This window comes from Stenotrophomonas sp. CFBP8980 (assembly GCF_034046095.1).
GTDB classification, from domain to species: domain Bacteria; phylum Pseudomonadota; class Gammaproteobacteria; order Xanthomonadales; family Xanthomonadaceae; genus Stenotrophomonas; species Stenotrophomonas lacuserhaii.
The window spans coordinates 172742-191023 of the sequence record NZ_JAXCXF010000008.1 but is presented as its reverse complement, the minus strand read 5'-3'; the positions used below and the strand labels follow the sequence as shown (position 1 = coordinate 191023).

Below are 18282 nucleotides of genomic sequence, written 5' to 3'. Positions count from 1 at the left end.
TCAGCGCGCGCGCAGCTTCTCAAGGCGGTCGGTCAATGCCACCCAGAACGCGGCGGGCAGATCGGCCTGCAGGGGAATGGCGAAGTGCCAGTCGTTGGCGAAGGCGCGGCACTTCACCGCGTCCTTTTCGGTCATCAGGATCGGCAGCTCGCTGCCAAAACGCAGGTCCTGCGGCTGGTAGGCGTGGTGGTCGGCGAAGGCATGCGGGACCACGCCGATGCGTTCGGCGCGCAGCATGTCGAAGAAGCGCTGCGGGTGCGCGATACCGGCCACGGCGTGCACGCGCTGCCCGGCAAAGTGCGAAAGCGCGCGCAGGCGGCCGCCCACCAGCGGCTGGGCACTGTCGATGCGCAGGCGCATCGGCCATTGCCCGAACCCACACGCCACCGCCGCGTTTTCCGCGCTGGCCGCGCCCTGGTTGACCACGCGGAAATCGCATTCGCCGGCGCGGGCCACCGGCTCGCGCAGCGGTCCGGCAGGCAGCAGCCGGCCGTTGCCGTAACGACGCTGCGCGTCAATGACTTCAATCTCGATATCGCGCGCCAGGCGGTAGTGCTGCAGGCCGTCATCGCAGACGATCACATCGCAGCCAGCTTCGACCAGCGCCTTGCCGGCGGCTACCCGATCGGCATCCACCCGCACCGGCGCACCGGTTTTCCAGGCAATCAGCACCGGCTCGTCGCCGCCCAGCGCGGTCGGCGTATCGGCGTCCACCCAGCGGCCAGTTTCAGCCTGCTCGCGACCATAGCCACGGCTGGCAACGCCGGGTTTCCAGCCCGCTGCGCGCAACTGCTGCACCAGCGCGATGGTCAGCGGGGTCTTGCCGGTGCCACCGGCGGTGATGTTGCCGACCACGATCACCGGCACCGGCAACGCGTGCCGCTTCAGCCAGCCGCGCCGGTACAGGCGCCGCCGCAGGCCGGACACGGCCGCATACAGCGGGCTGAGCAGGCGCATCCCGAGCGGCACCGTGGAGCCGTCATACCAGTAGGCCGGTGTCTGGGTACCCTTGCCGGACATCAGGCCTGCCTTTCGCGGAACTGCATGTTGTACAGGTGCTCGTACAGGCCGCCCATGGCCAGCAGTTCGTGGTGCGTGCCGCGCTCGACAATGCGGCCCTGGTCCATCACCAGCACCTGGTCGGCGTGCTCGATGGTGGACAGCCGGTGTGCGATGACCAGCGTGGTGCGCTCGGGCATCAGCCGCTGCAACGCATCCTGCACCAGCCGTTCGGATTCGTTGTCCAGCGCGGCGGTCGCCTCGTCCAGGATCAGGATCGGCGCATCACGCAGGATCGCGCGGGCGATCGCCAGGCGCTGGCGCTGGCCACCGGACAGCAGCGCCCCGTTCTCGCCGACCGGGGTGTCCAGCTGCTGCGGCAGGCGCGCGATGAACTCCCAGGCGTTGGCCGCCTCGGCCGCCGCGCGGATCTGCTCCTGGCTGGCATCCATGCCGTAGGCGATGTTCGAGCCGATGGTATCGTCGAACAGCATCACTTTCTGCCCCACCATCGCCACCTGCCGACGCAGATCGGCCAGCGGGTAATCGTCCAGTGGCACGCCATCCAACGTGATGCGGCCGCCACTGGGCTCATAGAAGCGCGGCACCAGCCGGATCAGGCTGGTCTTGCCACTGCCCGAGCGCCCCACCACGGCGGTCACGGTGCCGGGGCGTGCAACGAAGCTGATGTCGTCCAGCGCGATGCCGGCGTCTTCGCGATAACGCAGCATCACATGCTCGAAAGCCAGTTCACCGCGTGCCCGTTCGATGCGCTTGCTGCCCTGGTCACGCTCCACCGGCATGTCCAGGATGGAGAACAGCCGCTCGGCGGCGGCCACACCGCGCGAGATCGAGGTCTGCACGCTGGTCAGCCGGCGCAGCGACGGAATGATCGCCATCATCGAGGTCATCAGGCCCATGAACTGGCCGGCGTTGAGTTTGCCGACCAGCGCTTCGCGGGTGGCTACCCAGACGATCACCGCCAGCGCCAGCGCAGCCAGGAACTGCACCGTGCTGGAGGCGAAGGCGCGCGTGGTCTCTACTTTCATGTTCAGGCCCAGCATGCGGTTGGCCAGCCGCGAATAGCGGTCGATCTCATGCCGCTGGGTGCCGTGCACCTTGACTTCCTGCTGGGCGGACAACGACTGCTCCGCCGTGGCCGCCATGGTGCCCATGCCGTCCTGGATGCCGCGGCTGATGCGCCGGTAGCGCTTGCCCACGTAGGACACGATCAAGCCGATCATCGGCACCACCACCAGCATGGCCATGGTGACCTTGACGCTCATCTGCAGCATCACCACAAGCATCGCGATGATGGTCAGGGTGTCGGCGACCAGCGTTTTCAACGCATCGGCGCTGGCCTGGGTGACCTGTTCGGTATCGAAGTTCAACCGGCTGACCATCACCGGGGTGGCTTCGGTATCGAAGTGCGACGACGGCAGGTGCAGGTATTTCTCCAGCACCTGTTCACGCAGGTCGCGCACCACGCTGCGGCCGGTGCGGGCCAGGGTGTAGTCACTGACCAGCGTGGCCAGGCTGCGCATCAGGAACAGGCCCAGGATGGTCAGCGGCAGGATCACCGCCATGCGCGGCTCCGGGTTGACGAAGCCACGGTTGACCAGCGGTTCCATCAAGCGGGTGAAGGAGTAGCCGGCCAGGGCTTCGATGGCCATCGCCACCACCGCGGCCACCATGAACACCCAGTAGGCGCGGGTGTAGCCAAGCAGGCGTTTGTAGATCGGCCAGACGGGCGCGTGTTTGGAACTCATTGACGCACCTCAGGAGCGGTTGCGATGGAAATCCGGCGGAAGCCGAGCTGGCCGAGGGCATCCTGTGCGGTGACCACGGCCTGGTAGGGAGTACGCGCATCGGCACGCAGCAGAACGGACTGGGTGCGGTCCTCACCGGCGACCGCGGCAATGGTCTGCTTGACCGACTCCACGTCGGTGCGCAGCACTTCCTGGTCGTTGACGAAGTACCGGCCATCGGCGTTGACCAGGATGCTCAGCGCGCGCGGGGGCTCGCTGTTGGCCTGCTGGCTGGCGTGCGGCAGCTGCACCTGCAGGGTGGAACGCGCATCGAAGGTGGTGGTGACCACGAAGAAGATGATCAGCACCAGGATCACGTCGATCAGCGGCACCAGGTCGATATGCGGCTCATCGCCGGCGCGGTCGTTGCGGATGCGCATCCGTCAGGCCTTGGCCGGGGCGGCGGTGCCGGGGTTGGCGGCAGCCTGGCTGGCCGGGCGCGGCGCGGTGGCCATCACACCCGGACGGCCATCCAGCGCATCCAGCAGCGCGCTGGCCTCCTGTTCCATCTCGATCACGTAGCCGTTGATGCGGCCCTTGAAGTAGCGATGGAACATCAGCGCGGGGATCGCCACGATCATGCCGGTGGCCGTGCATACCAGCGCCTTGCCGATGCCGCCGGCCAGCTGGTTCACATCGCCCACGCCGTGATCCAGGATGCCCAGGAACATCTGGATCATGCCGACCACGGTGCCGAGCAGGCCCAGCAATGGACCGGCCGAAGCGATGGTGCCCAGCGTATTGAGGAAGCGTTCCATGCGATGGACGATGAAGCGCCCGGTGTCTTCGATGCGCTCACGGATCTGGTCGCGCGGACGATTGCGGGCGTCCAGCGCCGCCGCCAGCAGCGCGCCCAGCGGCGAATTGGCCCTCAGGGTCGCCAGGTGGGCCGGATCCAGCTTGCCGCGTGCCGCCCAGTTGCGCACATCCTGGCCCAGGCCCGGTGGCAGCACTTCGTTGCGGCGCAGGGACCAGAAACGCTCCAGGACGATCGCCAAAGCCAGTACACCCAGCAGCAGCAGCGGCACCATCGGCCAACCGCCGGCCTTGACCAGTTCCCACACGTTTCCAACCCTCCGGCCCAGCGGCCGCCTGTTTGTCCACCGATAGGATAGCAGCCGCCCGCTCCCGGCCCGCAGCATTCCACCAGCGACCCGCATGCACCCGTTGTTCGCGCACCTGCAGCCCCTGCGCGCCCAGCCACACGTGCAGTGCGCCGGAGGTGGCGGTGCCCAGTACTTCGGCACCGGACGCTGCCCAGCGCTGCACCACCTCGGCGCGCGGATGGCCGAAGCGGTTGCGGTGCCCGGCCGACACCAGTGCCAGCCGCGCCCCCACCGCGTCCACCCACGGCGCGCTGGACGAACCGGCACTGCCATGGTGCGGGACCAGCGCCGCGTCCGCCTTCAGCGCGGCGCGGCTGGAATGCAGCAGCTGGGCTTCTTCGGCGATGCCGATGTCACCGGCGAGCAGGATCACCCCGCGCGCGGTAGCGATGCGCAACACGCAGCTGGACGCATTGCCGCGCTCCCGGTGCCCCTGCGCCGGATGCAGGATCTCGAAATCCACCCCATCCCATCGCCACTGCTGGCCGCGATGGCAGGGCGATGCGCCGTCGACTCCCGACCCTGCCGGCGCCCACACCGGCACCTGCGGAAAGGCACGGCGGATGCCGGGCAGGCCACCGGCATGGTCGGCATCGCCATGGCTGAGCAGCACCCGGTCAGGCACGCCGGCACCCAGTGCGCGGAGCGCGGGCAGCACGACGCGCTCGCCGGAATCGGTGCCGACGCCGGGGGGCCCGAGGTCGTACAGCAGCAGCCGCGACGCGGTCCGCACCACCACCGCAGTGCCCTGCCCTACGTCCAGCACCAGCACCTCCACCGCCCCCGGCGGCGGCAGTTGCCGATCCGGCCAGAGCAGCGGCAGGCATAACAAGGGTGCCGCGAGCAGGCCGCCACGGCCGCGCGGCAGCAACCACCAGAACACCCCCAGCAGGGCCAACGGCAGCGTCCAGCGCGGCGCCTCCGGCAACCACCACACGGCCCCGCTCCACGCGGCCAGCGGCTGCAGCCAGGTCCAACTGACGGCGAAGGCAGCGTCGCCAAGTCGCCAGCACCAGGCACCCAGCCCGGCATGCAGCGCCTCCAGCGCCGTGCCGAGCAGCGCCAGCGGCACCACCACCAGGCTCCACCACGGCACCGCCAGCAGGTTCACCAGCGGACCAATGCGCGAGGCCTGGCCGAACAGGCTGATGCCGAGCGGCAACAGCGCCAGGCTGGCGATCCCCTGCGCGGCCAGGAACGGTTTGAGCAGGCCGGCCAGCCCGGGCTCGGCACGCTGTCCACCGGGCAGGCACCACATCAGCCACAGCACACCGCCAAAGCTGAGCCAGAACCCGGCAGCCAGGACCGACAGCGGGGCGACCAGCAGGGTCGCGAAGGCCGCCAACGCCAGCGACTGGGCCCACGGCATGCGCCGGCGGCTGGCGCGCGCCAGCGCCACCACCGCGATCATCAGCGCGGTGCGCACGGTCGGCAGTGCCAGTCCGGCCACCAGCGCGTAGCCCACCGCGCCCGCAGCCGCCGCCAGCGCGGCCGCGGTTGGCCGTGGCACGTGCCGGGGCAGCATCGCGATACAGCGCCACAGCAGGCCGACCAGCAGCGCAAGGCCGCCGGCGACCAAGCCGACATGGAACCCGGAGATCGCGATGAGGTGGGTCAGGCCCAGTGCACGCAACTGTTCCCAATCCGCATCGCTGAGCTCGCGCGTGTCACCCAGCGCCAGGGCGCGCAGGAACCGCGACGTTTCGCCGGGCAGCGCCTGCTGGATCCGCTGCGACATGCGTTCGCGCCAGGCCGCCAGCCCGGCAGGGCCTTCCAGCTGGTGCGGGACCGAGCCAGCGCGGACCTGCCCGCTGGCGGCGATGCCGAGCATCAGCGCGTGGCGTTCACCGTCGAATCCTCCCGGATTGATCCGGCTGCGTGGCGCCCGCAATCGCAGCGGAAGGTGCCAGCGTGATCCGGCGGCAACGGTGTGCCGCACACCACCAGGACCTGATCCTGGCACGGCGCTGCCGGACCCGGCACGTGCGAATGGCGCGCTCCAGTAGACCTGGACGCGCCGGCCGCGGAGAGCCTCGGGCAGTGCCGGGTCGTCATCGACACGCAGCAGGAAACGACTGTAGGACGGGCGATGCTCGGGGAGATCGATCACCCTGCCGCGCAGCACCTGGTCGACCGGTGGATGCTGCGGCGGAAGCTGCGCCTGCAAGGCCCATTGCCCGTGCAGCCCCGCCCAGCTGAAGCCCACCAGCAGCATGCCCAGCCAGCGCCCCCGCCACTGGGCCAGCCACAGGACGATGCCCAGCAACAGGGCCGGCCAGGCCGCCACGGCCGGCGGCAGTACCGGCATTTGACAGCATGCCGTGGCACCGGCCACCAGTGCGGCGGCACTGGCCTTGCCCCACAGGCCCGGCGACACGACGAGATGATCGCAGGCCTGTCCCCCCATGCCATGCAGCGTGGCCTGCTGCCGCAGCGGCTGCCATCAGCTTTCCACACAGTGCAGGCTCGGGTTTCAGCCGGGGCGGCGGACCGAACGGTTGAATGCGATGCGGAAGCTGGCGCCACCGCCCGGTGCCTCGCCTACGCTCACCGCGCCTTCGTGGTGCTGGATGATCTCCTTAACCAGGTGCAGGCCCAGCCCGCTGCCGCTGCCGGCCGCGCGCAGGCGGTGGAACGGTTCAAAGATCGCCTCGCGGTCGTTTTCCGGGACACCGGCGCCCTGGTCGGCGACCTCCAGCGTGGCGTTGGCTTCCAACCGCACGCTGATGGTGCCGCGGCCGCCGCCATGTACGATCGCGTTGTGCACCAGGTTGGCCATGACGCGCCCCAGGGCGATGCCATCGCCGACGATCCACACCGGCTCGTCCGGCGCATCCACCTCGAAGGTGTAGCCGGCGCCGATCACCAGCGGTGCCAGTTCCGCCGCCGCCGTGCGCGCCAATGCGGCCAGGTCCAGCGGCTGCAGCTTCTCCACGCTGCGGTCCAGGCGCTGCAGGTCCAGCAGGTGTTCGGCGACGTTGCCCAGCCGCGCGATGTCGTTCAACAGCTGCGCCTTCAAGGCGCCCTGCGGCAACTGCGACAGCCGTGCCTGTACCACCGCGATCGGCACCCGCAGCTCGTGCGCGGCGTCGGCCAGGAACTTGTCGCGCGCGGCGTAGCCTTGCTGCACCTTGCCGATGGCGTCGTTGAAAGCACTGACCAGCGGGGCGATCTCGCTGCTGACCAGCTGCGTATCCAGCCGCGCGCCGGCCTTGCCGATGTCCAGCAGTCGCGCCTCGCGCGCCAGCTGCCGCACCCCGCGCATGGCGCGATGGATCACCAGCGGCATCACCAGCAGGGTCACTACGATCAGCGGCAGAAAGAACCACGGACCGATCAGCCGCAGCACCATCAGCGCGCCTTCCCACAGTCCGTGCTTGGGCTGGCCGCCGACCATCGCGGTCAAGCGCCTGCCATTCTCGTTGCTGATCACGATGCGCGCCGCATCCAGGTATGGCGGGGTCAGTGATCCCAGTTCGCTGTAGCCGACGCGCTCCAGCCGCGACAGCAGTTCGCGATGGACATCCGGCACGGCGCCTTCGGACAGCCGATTGCCGCGCTCATCGGTGGCGACGAACCACAGGTTGCCGCCCGCCTGGGCGTTGAGTACGTCCCAGCGCGCGCGATCCAGCCGAAGGGTGGTTCCATCGCTGTGCAGTGCAGCGACCACGTCATCGGCGGTGAACATGTCCATCTGCACCGATTCCTGGTCGCCCCAGGTCAGGATCAGCGCCATCACCGCGATCAACACGGTGAACACCTGGGCCAGGCAGACGCGCCAGGCCAGGCCGAGTGAAATGGATCGGATATCGGTGTTCATTTTCATGCCTCGGTCAACAGGTAACCGACCCCGCGGATGACGTGGATTTCCACGCCTGCGCCGGCCTGCTGCAGCGCTTTGCGCAGCTTTGAAATATGCGCATCCAGGGCATTGGACTGGATGTCGTCGTCGAAGCCGTACACCGCTTCTTCCAATCCACTGCGGGTGACCGTGCGGCCTTGGCGCAAGGCAAGTGCCTGCAGCACCAGCAGCTGGCGGCGTGGCAGCGGCAGCGCATGGCCGTCCACCTGCGCCTGCAGCGATTCGAAATCGAAACGCAGCCGACCCAACTGCAACACCGGGGTGACCATTTCGGTCGGGCGGCGCGACACAGCGCGGATGCGCGCCATCAATTCTTCGATGGCCACCGGCTTGACCAGATAGTCATCCGCGCCGACATCCAGCCCTTCCACTTTGTCACCCAGGCTGCCCTTGGCAGTGAGCATGATGACCGGCAGGCTGGGCCGCAGCGCACGGGCGATGGCCACGAAGGCCAGACCGTCGCCATCGGGCAACTGGCGGTCCAGCAGCAACAGCTGGTGCACCGGATCGCGCAGCGCGGCGGCGGCCGCAGCGAGCGTGTCCACCACGTCGGCGACCACGCCCTGGCGTTCCAGCCCGGACTGCAGGGCGCGGGACAGGTCAGGATCGTCTTCGACCAGCAGAATGCGCATGGGAAACCGGTGGGCAGCAGAAACCAGCGCTGATGATAAGCGGCGCAGGGGCCGCGCAATGTTCTGACAATGTTGATGACGCATCGTGCACGTACCGCTTCTGTACCGAGCCGAACGACGCCATGGACGCTTTCCTCCCCCCGGCCAGCCCCGCGCCCGCCCTGCTCAATTCCGCCAACGACCCGCGCGTGGTGCTGACCGCGCCGGACCTGGACAGCGCCGAACGCGCGTTCCTCGGCCTGCTGCCTGACCGTGACCATGTTGATGCCCTGGCACGCCATGCGATCAGCCATGCGCGCCACGGTTCCGGTAGCGGCTATGCGTTGTCGCTGGCGCTGGTCGGCATGCGCCTGCAGGAATTCAAGATGGGCGAAGACTGCGCGACCCGCTGCCGCCAGGATTCACTGCGCAGCCTGCGGCAGGCGTTCACCGCAGGCTGACGGAGGCGCGCTGCGATCAGCGCTCCTGCTCATCGAAGTACTTGAACGTGTAGCCGATCAGACTCCAGCTGCCGCCACCCTTCGAACCAGCCCGCCATTTGTAGGTCCAGGACTCCAGGCCGCCATTGCGCTGGCTGCTGAAGCTGATCACTTCGCCCGGCTTTCCGCTTGCAGGAAGCGGAATCGGCGGGTTGTCTCCCGGCGTGCGCTGCACGTTATCCGAACCGACCACCACCGTCCTGCTTATTTCCATCTGCTCCGCGTCAAGGCGTGGACGGAAGTCAGGCGAATTCCTTTCAATCCAGGCTCGTGCGGCAGCGCCGTCCGCGGATCGCGCGTCCACCACGATCGTCCGCGTGCTGGTGATCGATTCATTACCTGCCCTGACGTTGTGGGTCACGGCCAAGAACGCAACGGCCAGCAGGGTCGGCAACATCGTCTTGTTGAAACAGGTCATAGGGTTTCTCCCACGCCGGCAGTCCCGGCTACCTGATCTCACGACAGCGGGCGTTGCCAGGCAACGGAACAGTTGCAGTGCTGCGTGCAGCGCCAAGGACAGACGTCATCACCGGGCCAGGCGCGGCTACCCCTATGCGGATCAGGACCTTCCCAGCGAACACGAATCCCGAATTCCGGGCACAAAAAAACCAGCGCGATGGCTGGCTTTTTTCGTTCCCACTTCGCTGGAAGTGGTGGGCGGTACAGGGTTCGAACCTGTGACCCCTACCATGTCAAGGTAGTGCTCTACCGCTGAGCTAACCGCCCGTTTTTCGTTTCCTGCCGCGTTGCGATTGCGTCGGGGCAGGCCGCGTATATTACGGAGGAGACCGGGGTTGTGCAACACTTTTGTGAAGAAATCTTCGAAAGCGACGTTTGTGGCTGCTTTCGGGATTTCGCCGAGCAAGGTTCGGCGCTACCGATGCCCCAATCAGCCCAGGCTGGCCTCTTTCAGGCGCTTGATCAGGTCGCGCACGCGCCCGGCCTCTTCGAACTCCAGGTCCTTGGCGTGCTGGTACATCCGCTGCTCCAGCGACTTGAGCCGGGTGGCGACCTGGGACGGCGACAGCGTCGCGTAATCGGCACCCTCTTCGGCGATCTCGACCGCTCCGATCTTTCCCTTGCCCTTGCCTTTGCGCGAGGCCCGGTCGTACGCCTCCGAACGCGCGCCTTCCAGCACATCGACGATCGGGCGGGCGACCGACTTGGGCACGATGCCGTGCTCTTCGTTGTACTCCACCTGCTTGGCGCGGCGACGGTCGGTCTCATCGATGGCCGCCTGCATCGACCGCGTCATCCGGTCCGCATACAGGATCGCCTTGCCGCGCACGTTACGCGCTGCACGGCCGATGGTCTGGATCAGCGAACCGGTGGAGCGCAGGAAACCTTCCTTGTCCGCGTCCAGGATCGCCACCAGCGAGACCTCGGGCATGTCCAGGCCTTCGCGCAGCAGGTTGATGCCCACCAGCACGTCGAACTTGCCCAGGCGCAGGTCGCGGATGATCTCCACGCGCTCTACCGTGTCGATGTCCGAATGCAGGTAGCGCACGCGGATGCCGTGTTCACTCAGATATTCGGTCAGGTTCTCGGCCATGCGCTTGGTCAGGGTGGTAACCAGCACGCGGTCGCCCATCTTGATGCGCTCGTTGGCCTCGCTCATCAGGTCGTCAACCTGGGTGCCGACCGGGCGGATCTCCACCACCGGATCGATCAGCCCCGTCGGGCGCACCACCAGCTCGGCCATGTCTTCGCCGGCCTCGCGGTACTCATACGGACCCGGTGTGGCCGACACGTAGATGGCACGCGGGCAACGCTGTTCCCATTCCTCGAAACGCAGCGGCCGGTTGTCCAGCGCCGAAGGCAGCCGGAAGCCGAACTCCACCAGGGTTTCCTTGCGCGAACGGTCGCCCTTGTACATCGCGCCGATCTGCGGAATGGTGACGTGCGATTCATCGATCACCAGCAGCGCGTCCGGCGGCAGGTAATCAAACAGGGTCGGCGGCGGCGAACCGGCCGGCTTGCCGGTCAGGTGGCGCGAGTAGTTCTCGATGCCGTTGCAGAAGCCCACCTCGGCCATCATCTCGATGTCGAACTGGGTGCGCTGGGCCAGGCGCTGCGCCTCCACCAGCTTGTTTTCCGCATACAGCTGCTCCAGCCGCTCCTTCAGCTCCACCTTGATGGTTTCCACCGCCGCCAGCACGCGCTCGCGGGTGGTGGCGTAATGGGTCTTCGGGTAGACAGTGAAGCGCATCATGTTGCGCAGCGTTTCGCCGGTGAGCGGATCGAACAGGGTGATCTTCTCCACTTCACCATCGAACAGCTCGATGCGCAGCGCTTCGCTGTCCGATTCGGCGGGGAACACGTCGATCACTTCGCCCCGCACGCGGAACGTGCCGCGATGCAGCTCGTATTCGTTGCGGGTGTACTGCAGCTGGGTCAGGTGGTTGATCAGGTCGCGCTGGTCGATGCGCTCGCCCTTGGACAGGATCAGCCGCAGCGATAGGTAGTCTTCCGGCGCGCCCAGGCCGTAGATGGCCGATACCGTGGCCACCACCAGCGCATCCGGCCGTGACAGCAGGGTCTTGGTCGCCGCCAGGCGCATCTGCTCGATGTGTTCGTTGATCGAACTGTCCTTCTCGATGAAGGTGTCCGAGGACGGCACATAGGCTTCCGGCTGGTAGTAGTCGTAGTAGCTGACAAAATACTCGACCGCGTTGTGCGGGAAGAACGCCTTGAACTCACCGTACAACTGCGCAGCCAGCGTCTTGTTCGGCGCCATGATGAGCGTCGGCTTCTGGATGCGGTCGATGACGTTGGCGATGGTGTAGGTCTTGCCCGAGCCGGTCACGCCGAGCAGGGTCTGCTTGGCCACGCCGGCTTCGAAGTTGCTGCTCAGCTTCTCGATCGCGTTGGGCTGGTCGCCTGCCGGCGAATACGGCGATACGAGTTGGAAACGGTCGCTCATGGTGCTGCCAGGTCCCGGGGGGAACAATTATAGCGGGCAGGCCGGTGACGGCAGGTTGAGGGAATCGGCTACCTGCTGTTGACGGCTCTGGCGACGGACCGGTACCGGGACAAGGCGGACCATGCAGGCACGGAGGACCTTTGCATGCCACATCCAACCCTGCCTGCACCTTGTTCCCGCGGCTACGGCCTGGTTGAATTGTGCATGGCGCTGGCGCTGGTCGCCACCCTGGCAGCGACCGCCCTGCCCTCGTTCCAACGGACCTTGGCGCGGCTACGCGCAGACAGTCTGCGCATGCAGCTGCATGCGATGCTGTCGACCGTACGCAGCACCGCCATCACCCGCCGCCAGCGCATTGAAGCCTGTCCCAGCAGCGACGGCATCACCTGCGGCCGCGACTGGGCCCGGGGCTGGGTGGTGTATCCCGCACCGCACACGCCGCTGCGCCCGGGCAAGGCCCCGAAGGGGGTCCTCCTGGTGGAACAGCACGCTGCATCGAGCGTCAAAGCCCGGACCAGCCTGTGGCGACAGCGCATGCAGTTCCGTCCTGACGGACGCAGTGCGGGCGTTGCCCAGACCATCTGCATCTACATCGGCGACCGCCTGCATAGCGAAGTCGTCGTCAGCGTACCGGGGCGGGTACGCAGCCGGGTTACTCGCAAGAGCGATGGCTGCCTGAACTAGCCGAAAAGCAAAAAGGCCGCGATCGCTCGCGGCCTTCTGCTGAATCTGGCGCCCGAAGTTGGACTCGAACCAACGACCCCCTGATTAACAGTCAAGTGCTCTAACCGGCTGAGCTATTCGGGCGGGGTGCGCATTCTAGCCAAGAACGTGACGCGCTGGCAAGCCCTGCATGCCGGATTACCAGCAGTCCGCAACCGTCGCGGCAGCGGGGGTCTTTCGACCCGCCTGGTCCAGCGTCAGCGTTCCGCACTTGTCAGCAGACTGGCTATCGGCTGGTACTGCCTGAAGCGTGAAGGTGGACGCGCCCGGAGTACCCGCGTAGGACACCGTATAACGTGCAGTTCCATCACGGGGCGATTGGGTAAACGGCAAGGTCAATCCAGCGTAGGTATTCTGTACGGTGTGATGCCGCTCGAGCTGCTGGGCCAACTCAACCAGGTCCGCTTTGGCTTGGGCACGCCGCGATTTGCGGACATGCTCCTGGTAGGACGGCATGGCGATCGTGGCCAGGATCGCCACCACCGCCACGACGATCATCAACTCGATCAGCGTGAAGCCTCTGCTGCGCTTATGCTGGGAAATCGTGCTCATGGGTACCCTTACCTGCCTCATCAACGGATCTGCCGCCAGGACTGCCGGCCACACGGTCGCGGCATGAACAGGCCATCGGCACCTGGTGCGCGCAATACGAAGGTGCAGGCTTCGCGTGCAATGCGTTCATCGACACTGCACCCGGGTTCGCCCGGCTTGCAACCCACCAGCGGCGTGGGCGGTGGCGGAACGAAGATGCTGGTATCACGCACCGGCGGCCCCTTGCTGAGGTCGCCATTCTTGGTCAGCGCGATGCCACCACAATTGCCACTGCACAGTGAATCGCCGCCGCGGTTCGGACTGAGTCCGGACATATTGCCGGCACCTGACAACAGATTCAAACCATAGAGCCAGTTCACCCCGCCGCCGCTGCCGCAGATGGACGTCCCCGGCACGTACGTGGTGAAGAACACGATACCGTTCTGGATATTCGGATTGCCCACGAATCTCTCGCCTTCGATGGCGTTTCCGATCGCCAGGTCCACGTACCAGCCACGCTTGGTGGTATAGCTGACGCTGTTGCGGCTGACCGTCCGGATTGCATAACCGCTGCTGTTCGCGGCGCTGCCGATCGTCTGCGCGACCAGCTGCGTACGTCCGCTGACCGACGTCTTCAGGTCGTCCCAGATGCCATACAGCGACTGCACCGGCGATGCTGAATTGACCTGATTGTCGTCCGCGGCGAAGTACTGGCCGGTACCAAAGAACAGGCTGACACCGCCACCGGGTCCACTGGTTACCTCGATACCACCGGTGATCGGCTGCCTGGCATTGTCGCGCACGGCCGTGAACAAGGGGACGCCATTGAGGGCGATGCTCCAGTTCTCGGGATTGGGATCAGACAGATCATACTTCCAGAGGTTGCCCTGCATGTCCCCGCCGTACACCGTATCGGTCACGCCGTCGCTGTTCTTCAACGCCACCGGCGCAATGTTGATCAGTCCATTGCGACCGGTGTAGGTCGCGCTGTTGGAACTGAGCCGCTTCAGTATCTTGCCGGTCTGGATATCGACGGCGAACAGGACCGCCTTGCCGCTGGTTGAATTAACACCATTACCGAACAGCGCCACGAACCGCGGCGCGGCCCCCACTGCGGCGCCGGTTACCGGCACGACGACGGGCTTGCCGAGCACGAAGCCCATGTCCGATTCGCTCCGGCCCGATACCTCCCACAGTACGTTGGAGGCACCGAAGGTGGTGGGGCTGTCCACGTTGAGGCCGAACACGGAACCGTTGCCTATGCTGGCCGCATTAGGCGCCTTGCTAGAGCCGCCGCCCCCGGTACTACCCACCAGGACGCTGTGCCAAGCGTTTCCGTAGTAGACGTCGGCCGAGGTCAGCGACCCATCCACGTAGTAGCGGTGACCGTAGGTCGGATTGGCGAGCTCGGCGATGTGCTGCAGCGACGCCGAGGGTATGAAGGCCATCACCTCGTTGCCTGCAGAGCCACCGGTCGATGCATCGAAGCCATGCAACATGCCATCGTTGGCGCCCACATAGACCACCGTCGGCGCCCCGCCGGGAGCCTTCTTGGCGGCCAGGAAGTTCGAATAGGCAGTACCCAGTGTCTGCTTCCACGACGTGACGCTGTTTTTCCAGGAGCCATAGCCGTAATCATCGCGGTTGGACACGATCTGCGTCGACGAGTTGACGATGTCCCCTAGCGGCGAGGAACGGGTACGCAGACCGCTGACCGGCGCGCCTTTCAGGTAACCAACCAGGCTGTCTACGCTACGCGTTCCGAACCAGGTCGGGATGGAGCTGCTGAAACCGAGTGCAGAGAGCTTCTCGGCGCGATTGGCACCGGGCACATTGGTACCTGCAAACTCAGACGCCGTCACGGCGGTCACCTCGCCGGCGGAGCTGGTGCGGGTCGGCGCGGTCGCCATGATTATCCGGCGCGTGGAGCTTGAGATGCGTGTCGAGGCGCGCCACAGTTCCGCCCCGTCGGTGCCGTCGGAGGTCACTGCCGTTCCGACGACGTCTCCGGTCCAGTCATTGGAACCTTCAGGCACCTTGAAGTTGGAGCTGACCGTGAACGAGCCGGTGGTGATACGTGCACCGGTGCCGCTGCCACCCACCGGCGCATCCCCCGCAGCTGCGCTGTCGAAGATCCCTTCCAGCGCTTCCTTCAGCTTGGTCGGATTGCGCGCCAGGAAGTAATTGTCCGGTACGCCGGCCTTCTTGCTATCCCACTTCTTGCCACCGGCCGGCACGCCGTACTTGGCCGCATACCACAGCGGACTTTCCAGCTGCCCTGCCGCACCTGTAGACAGCTTGTACTTGATGACGACCGGCTTGTCCCAGGTGTTCGGGTAGGTGTTGGTCGAGGTCAGCACCGAGGCATTCTGGTTACCAGGACGCAGCGCAAGCCGCTGCACGGTATTGGGCGAGTTGGAGCCTGTGATCGTATAGCCAGACAGCATGGCATTGCCTGCGTACGCAGACAGGTTCTCGATACGGATCATCACTTCATCAGCCGCCACCGTGCCCCTGACCGAGGTGCCGACGTTGTTGTCGCCATTGCAGACTGCGGTATTGGTGTTGGCTGCGCTGTAGCTCTTGGAAACCCGCGAATCCGCACGCCAGCAGATATTGTTGAAGCCGCTGGACTCAGTACAGGTTGCTCCGACGCAGTAGCTGAGCATGGCCACCACGTCATTGTCGTGATCATTGCCCCAAAGCGAATCTTCCCATACCAACGAGAAGCTGCCCGCGGTTCCGTCGGCCTTGTAGGGGCGCCCGTATACATTTGCCTGCGACGTAGTTGACACCTTGGTTCCGATACCGACGGCGCCCAGGAAGCAACTACGCCAGCCATTGGAACCGGCAGTGGCATTGCCGTTGTTGTTGGCCTGGCAGAGAGGCGCAATGCCGATCTTGCCGCCACCTACGTTGATCTCGAACTTCGGCAGGTTCTCGGCCATCGCGACCGTATAGGTCGTCGCTGTTACCTTGTAGGTGGACGGCTTGCCCTGCACACCCGGTCGCAGATCCGTCTCCGCCGCCGCCTTGGCCAACCCGGCCAGCATGTAGCTGCCTTCCATCGACGGAATGTCGGGACAGATGCCGCGCACTGTGCTCAACGAGCTGACCCTCTGTCCCTCGCAGATGTCTTCATGGGTATCAAGCGAGGCGTAGCGTGGCGTCGCCGTGTTACGGCCAGCCATGAACGACTTTCCGACCAGGCCCTCGGCGATGCCCAGGGCATCGGTCGCGCCCGTGGCCGAGGCAAGATTAGGAACGCTGCCAATGTTGTCACTGTCGAAGGATGGCAGGCCCGAAGACATCACCAGGATGTTGCAGGTGGCGCAATAGGAGTTGCCGCCATTGGCCGGCAGGCGGTACGGGTCCGCCCACTTGATACCGGTCGGCAGACCAGAAAGGTCGCCCAGATCTCCATACAAAGGCGTTCCTGCGGTTACGTACCGCAGCGCCTCCGCGTACATTTCGGCAAGCGGATTGCCCCACGCGCTGCATTTTTGTCCGCCGGTACCCGGGTCGGCCAGATTGCCGTTGCCGCCCTGGTCCTGACGGTTGAGGATGCCGTAGGTATTGCAGTCGTTCCAGTTGCTGCTGCCGTTCCACTGGTCGATCTTGAACGTCGAGATGGTCTTGATCACCCCTTCCGCACCTGCCGCGGCGCCGGCCTTCAGATAACAGAATCGCCCCGTGGCGAGGTCGATTTCGTCACCCGCCGAGCAGAAGCCACTGCTGTTGCCTGCGATCTTCCCGATGTTCCGCCGCAGAGTGCCGCCATCGCGCGGGTTGGCATAGGTGCCGGTAATCAGCCCGAACCGCAGCCGCCCACTTTCACCGTAGGTCTGTAGCACACCACTGGGCTTGTAGCGGTCCTGGTTACCGTCGTTGTACTTGCGGCAATAGCTTTCACGGAGCGCGTTATCGCCGGGCGCGCAGACCTCGGCACGCACCGCGTAGGTGGTCGCCGAGCGCGGGACGTCCGAGCTGCCCTCGCCGCTGCGGCCTACGCCACATTGAAAGCCTGCGGTTGATGCCCATTCAGACCAGTTGCCGCCCGACACCAGCATTCGCGGCACCGCATCGGCGGCGGTGCCTGCAGTAACGTTGCAGAACGACTGTGTGCCCGACAGCGGTGCAAAGCTGCCGATGTCGCCGCCGGAATAGACCTTGACCCATGCGTGCAGATCGCTGGGGATACGCGCGCGCTCGATCACGGTCCTGTCGTCAGTGTCGATATAACGCTGGCCGCCGTAGAGCACGCTGCGCATGACGTCCAGGCGGCTCATGGTGATCCAGTTCAAGAAGTTGCCCGACCACTGGCCGGAGCAGCTGTGACCATTGGCACCGGATGCCTTGGTCGTCGCCTTGAACACCCCGCCGTCGCCTGTCGCGGTGGCGCCATAGCAGAGCTTGGAATCGAAGTAACCGCCATACTCGAAGGAGTCCAGGTAGGTTGTCTCGAGTGTATTGTTGGCATCCTCGTCGAGGTTGCTGTAGTCGCTGTACGCTTTGTTGAAGAGCTGCTCATCCCGTGACATCACCATCATCATCAGTGGCGGCTGCGTCTGCTTGCTGTACAGCGGCTCCTGGGCAACGTCGTAATCACCGACCGCAGCGCGCGATGGAATGACCAACGCGGCGACACCGCCCAGTACTGCCAGCGCAATGCCCGCGCGGGCCCAGCTTGAGGGGGAGAAACGAAGAAGACGACGGTCACTGTTCATGGGATGAAGATCGTGTCGATGACGGCACTGGCCGAGGCATTGGTCGGGTCGTCACTGGCCAGGGCCGTGACCTGATAGATGTTTCCTGTTTCCTCGCTCAACAGCACGCCAACGCGCCGGCTCGACGCCGCAAAGCACTTGTCGACACGGCGGGTGTAGCTGGACGCGGTCACCGACACCCCGTTCGACCAGGTCAGCGGGTCATAACTGGGGCTGCATTCTTCCTGTGACGAAGCGAATGTCGCGCCCCCTGCGATGGTGGTCTCGATATTCGTTTCGACGCCCCTCGCATCAGCCTCTGCATTCTGGAATGCCTGGTTGGTGCGCAGGTAATTGGCGGACATGCGTTCCTGCATGCTGGTCACCTGCATACCCGCAATGCCGATCAATGCCAGCAGGATCAGCACAATCAGTGCCACGTACAGCACGGCACCGCGCTGTTGGTTCGGCCGCGACCAGCGGTTGCGTGTGCGGGCGATGGACGAAGACATG

General features: G+C 65.7%; 13 protein-coding genes, 2 tRNA genes and 1 pseudogene. 2 read left to right on the top strand and 14 right to left on the bottom strand.

Annotated elements, in window-relative coordinates; all coding sequences use genetic code 11:
• The 7 genes and pseudogenes from lpxK to SOM47_RS15790 all read right to left on the bottom strand — a co-directional run bounded on the left by lpxK (position 1) and on the right by SOM47_RS15790 (position 8407).
• Entirely contained in the window at positions 1-1020 is a 1020-nt protein-coding gene (lpxK, locus tag SOM47_RS15820; RefSeq protein WP_042614194.1) for a tetraacyldisaccharide 4'-kinase, read from the bottom strand.
• Positions 1020-2768: a lipid A export permease/ATP-binding protein MsbA gene (gene msbA, locus SOM47_RS15815; protein ID WP_042614193.1), complete on the bottom strand. Its 1749-nt coding sequence runs from the start codon at positions 2766-2768 to the stop codon at positions 1020-1022. Before msbA ends, lpxK begins: the two co-directional genes overlap by 1 nt.
• Positions 2765-3187 (bottom strand): ExbD/TolR family protein, encoded by a 423-nt coding sequence (locus SOM47_RS15810; protein WP_042614192.1) that lies wholly within the window; start codon positions 3185-3187, stop codon positions 2765-2767. Before SOM47_RS15810 ends, msbA begins: the two co-directional genes overlap by 4 nt.
• A gap of 3 nt (positions 3188-3190) precedes the next feature.
• The gene (locus SOM47_RS15805) at positions 3191-3871 is read right to left on the bottom strand and encodes a MotA/TolQ/ExbB proton channel family protein (RefSeq protein ID WP_042614191.1); all 681 of its coding nucleotides are present in this window, start codon (positions 3869-3871) and stop codon (positions 3191-3193) included.
• Between the two features lie 7 nt (positions 3872-3878).
• Positions 3879-6320: pseudogene (locus SOM47_RS15800) on the bottom strand (DNA internalization-related competence protein ComEC/Rec2); the annotation flags it as partial.
• A gap of 66 nt (positions 6321-6386) precedes the next feature.
• The gene (locus SOM47_RS15795; protein WP_042614190.1) at positions 6387-7733 is read right to left on the bottom strand and encodes a sensor histidine kinase; all 1347 of its coding nucleotides are present in this window, start codon (positions 7731-7733) and stop codon (positions 6387-6389) included.
• A gap of 2 nt (positions 7734-7735) precedes the next feature.
• A complete protein-coding gene (locus tag SOM47_RS15790) occupies positions 7736-8407 on the bottom strand; it encodes a response regulator transcription factor (protein WP_320506125.1) in 672 nt (223 codons plus the stop codon).
• A gap of 122 nt (positions 8408-8529) precedes the next feature.
• On the opposite strand from SOM47_RS15790, the gene SOM47_RS15785 reads away from it, so the two are divergent.
• The gene (locus SOM47_RS15785; RefSeq protein ID WP_320506124.1) at positions 8530-8847 is read left to right on the top strand and encodes a hypothetical protein; all 318 of its coding nucleotides are present in this window, start codon (positions 8530-8532) and stop codon (positions 8845-8847) included.
• A gap of 16 nt (positions 8848-8863) precedes the next feature.
• Here SOM47_RS15785 and SOM47_RS15780 read toward each other — a convergent pair whose 3' ends face one another.
• From SOM47_RS15780 to uvrB, 3 genes are all read right to left on the bottom strand, one after another.
• Positions 8864-9283 carry a hypothetical protein gene (locus SOM47_RS15780; protein WP_192083875.1) on the bottom strand — a complete coding sequence of 140 codons (420 nt, stop codon included), beginning with the start codon at positions 9281-9283 and terminating at the stop codon, positions 8864-8866.
• 254 nt (positions 9284-9537) lie between these two features.
• Positions 9538-9612, bottom strand: a tRNA-Val gene (locus SOM47_RS15775).
• Between the two features lie 163 nt (positions 9613-9775).
• Complete coding sequence (uvrB, locus tag SOM47_RS15770) at positions 9776-11809, bottom strand: excinuclease ABC subunit UvrB (RefSeq protein ID WP_042614186.1); 2034 nt, start codon at positions 11807-11809, stop codon at positions 9776-9778.
• A gap of 144 nt (positions 11810-11953) precedes the next feature.
• Here uvrB and SOM47_RS15765 point away from each other — a divergent pair, with 144 nt between their 5' ends.
• Complete coding sequence (locus tag SOM47_RS15765; protein ID WP_320506123.1) at positions 11954-12493, top strand: GspH/FimT family protein; 540 nt, start codon at positions 11954-11956, stop codon at positions 12491-12493.
• Positions 12494-12539: 46 nt separating this feature from the next.
• Here the strand turns inward: SOM47_RS15765 and SOM47_RS15760 are convergent.
• The 4 genes from SOM47_RS15760 to SOM47_RS15745 form a co-directional block, all read right to left on the bottom strand.
• A tRNA-Asn gene (locus SOM47_RS15760) sits at positions 12540-12616 on the bottom strand.
• A gap of 54 nt (positions 12617-12670) precedes the next feature.
• On the bottom strand, positions 12671-13084 hold the full coding sequence (locus tag SOM47_RS15755) for a type IV pilin protein (RefSeq protein ID WP_320506122.1): 414 nt from the start codon (positions 13082-13084) through the stop codon (positions 12671-12673).
• 20 nt (positions 13085-13104) lie between these two features.
• Positions 13105-17790: a pilus assembly protein gene (locus SOM47_RS15750; RefSeq protein WP_320506121.1), complete on the bottom strand. Its 4686-nt coding sequence runs from the start codon at positions 17788-17790 to the stop codon at positions 13105-13107.
• Positions 17787-18281 carry a pilus assembly PilX family protein gene (locus tag SOM47_RS15745; RefSeq protein WP_320506120.1) on the bottom strand — a complete coding sequence of 165 codons (495 nt, stop codon included), beginning with the start codon at positions 18279-18281 and terminating at the stop codon, positions 17787-17789. The genes SOM47_RS15750 and SOM47_RS15745 overlap by 4 nt, the downstream gene beginning before the upstream one ends.
• Position 18282: the final 1 nt, after the last annotated feature.

Coding starts and splice junctions, on each gene's coding strand:
- SOM47_RS15795 (WP_042614190.1), bottom strand. CDS start 7,733: ATGAACACCGATATCCGATCCATTTCACTCGGCCTGGCCTGGCGCGTC.
- SOM47_RS15750 (WP_320506121.1), bottom strand. CDS start 17,790: ATGAACAGTGACCGTCGTCTTCTTCGTTTCTCCCCCTCAAGCTGGGCC.
- msbA (WP_042614193.1), bottom strand. CDS start 2,768: ATGAGTTCCAAACACGCGCCCGTCTGGCCGATCTACAAACGCCTGCTT.
- SOM47_RS15755 (WP_320506122.1), bottom strand. CDS start 13,084: ATGAGCACGATTTCCCAGCATAAGCGCAGCAGAGGCTTCACGCTGATC.
- lpxK (WP_042614194.1), bottom strand. CDS start 1,020: ATGTCCGGCAAGGGTACCCAGACACCGGCCTACTGGTATGACGGCTCC.
- SOM47_RS15745 (WP_320506120.1), bottom strand. CDS start 18,281: ATGTCTTCGTCCATCGCCCGCACACGCAACCGCTGGTCGCGGCCGAAC.
- SOM47_RS15790 (WP_320506125.1), bottom strand. CDS start 8,407: ATGCGCATTCTGCTGGTCGAAGACGATCCTGACCTGTCCCGCGCCCTG.
- SOM47_RS15785 (WP_320506124.1), top strand. CDS start 8,530: ATGGACGCTTTCCTCCCCCCGGCCAGCCCCGCGCCCGCCCTGCTCAAT.
- SOM47_RS15810 (WP_042614192.1), bottom strand. CDS start 3,187: ATGCGCATCCGCAACGACCGCGCCGGCGATGAGCCGCATATCGACCTG.
- SOM47_RS15765 (WP_320506123.1), top strand. CDS start 11,954: ATGCCACATCCAACCCTGCCTGCACCTTGTTCCCGCGGCTACGGCCTG.
- SOM47_RS15780 (WP_192083875.1), bottom strand. CDS start 9,283: ATGTTGCCGACCCTGCTGGCCGTTGCGTTCTTGGCCGTGACCCACAAC.
- uvrB (WP_042614186.1), bottom strand. CDS start 11,809: ATGAGCGACCGTTTCCAACTCGTATCGCCGTATTCGCCGGCAGGCGAC.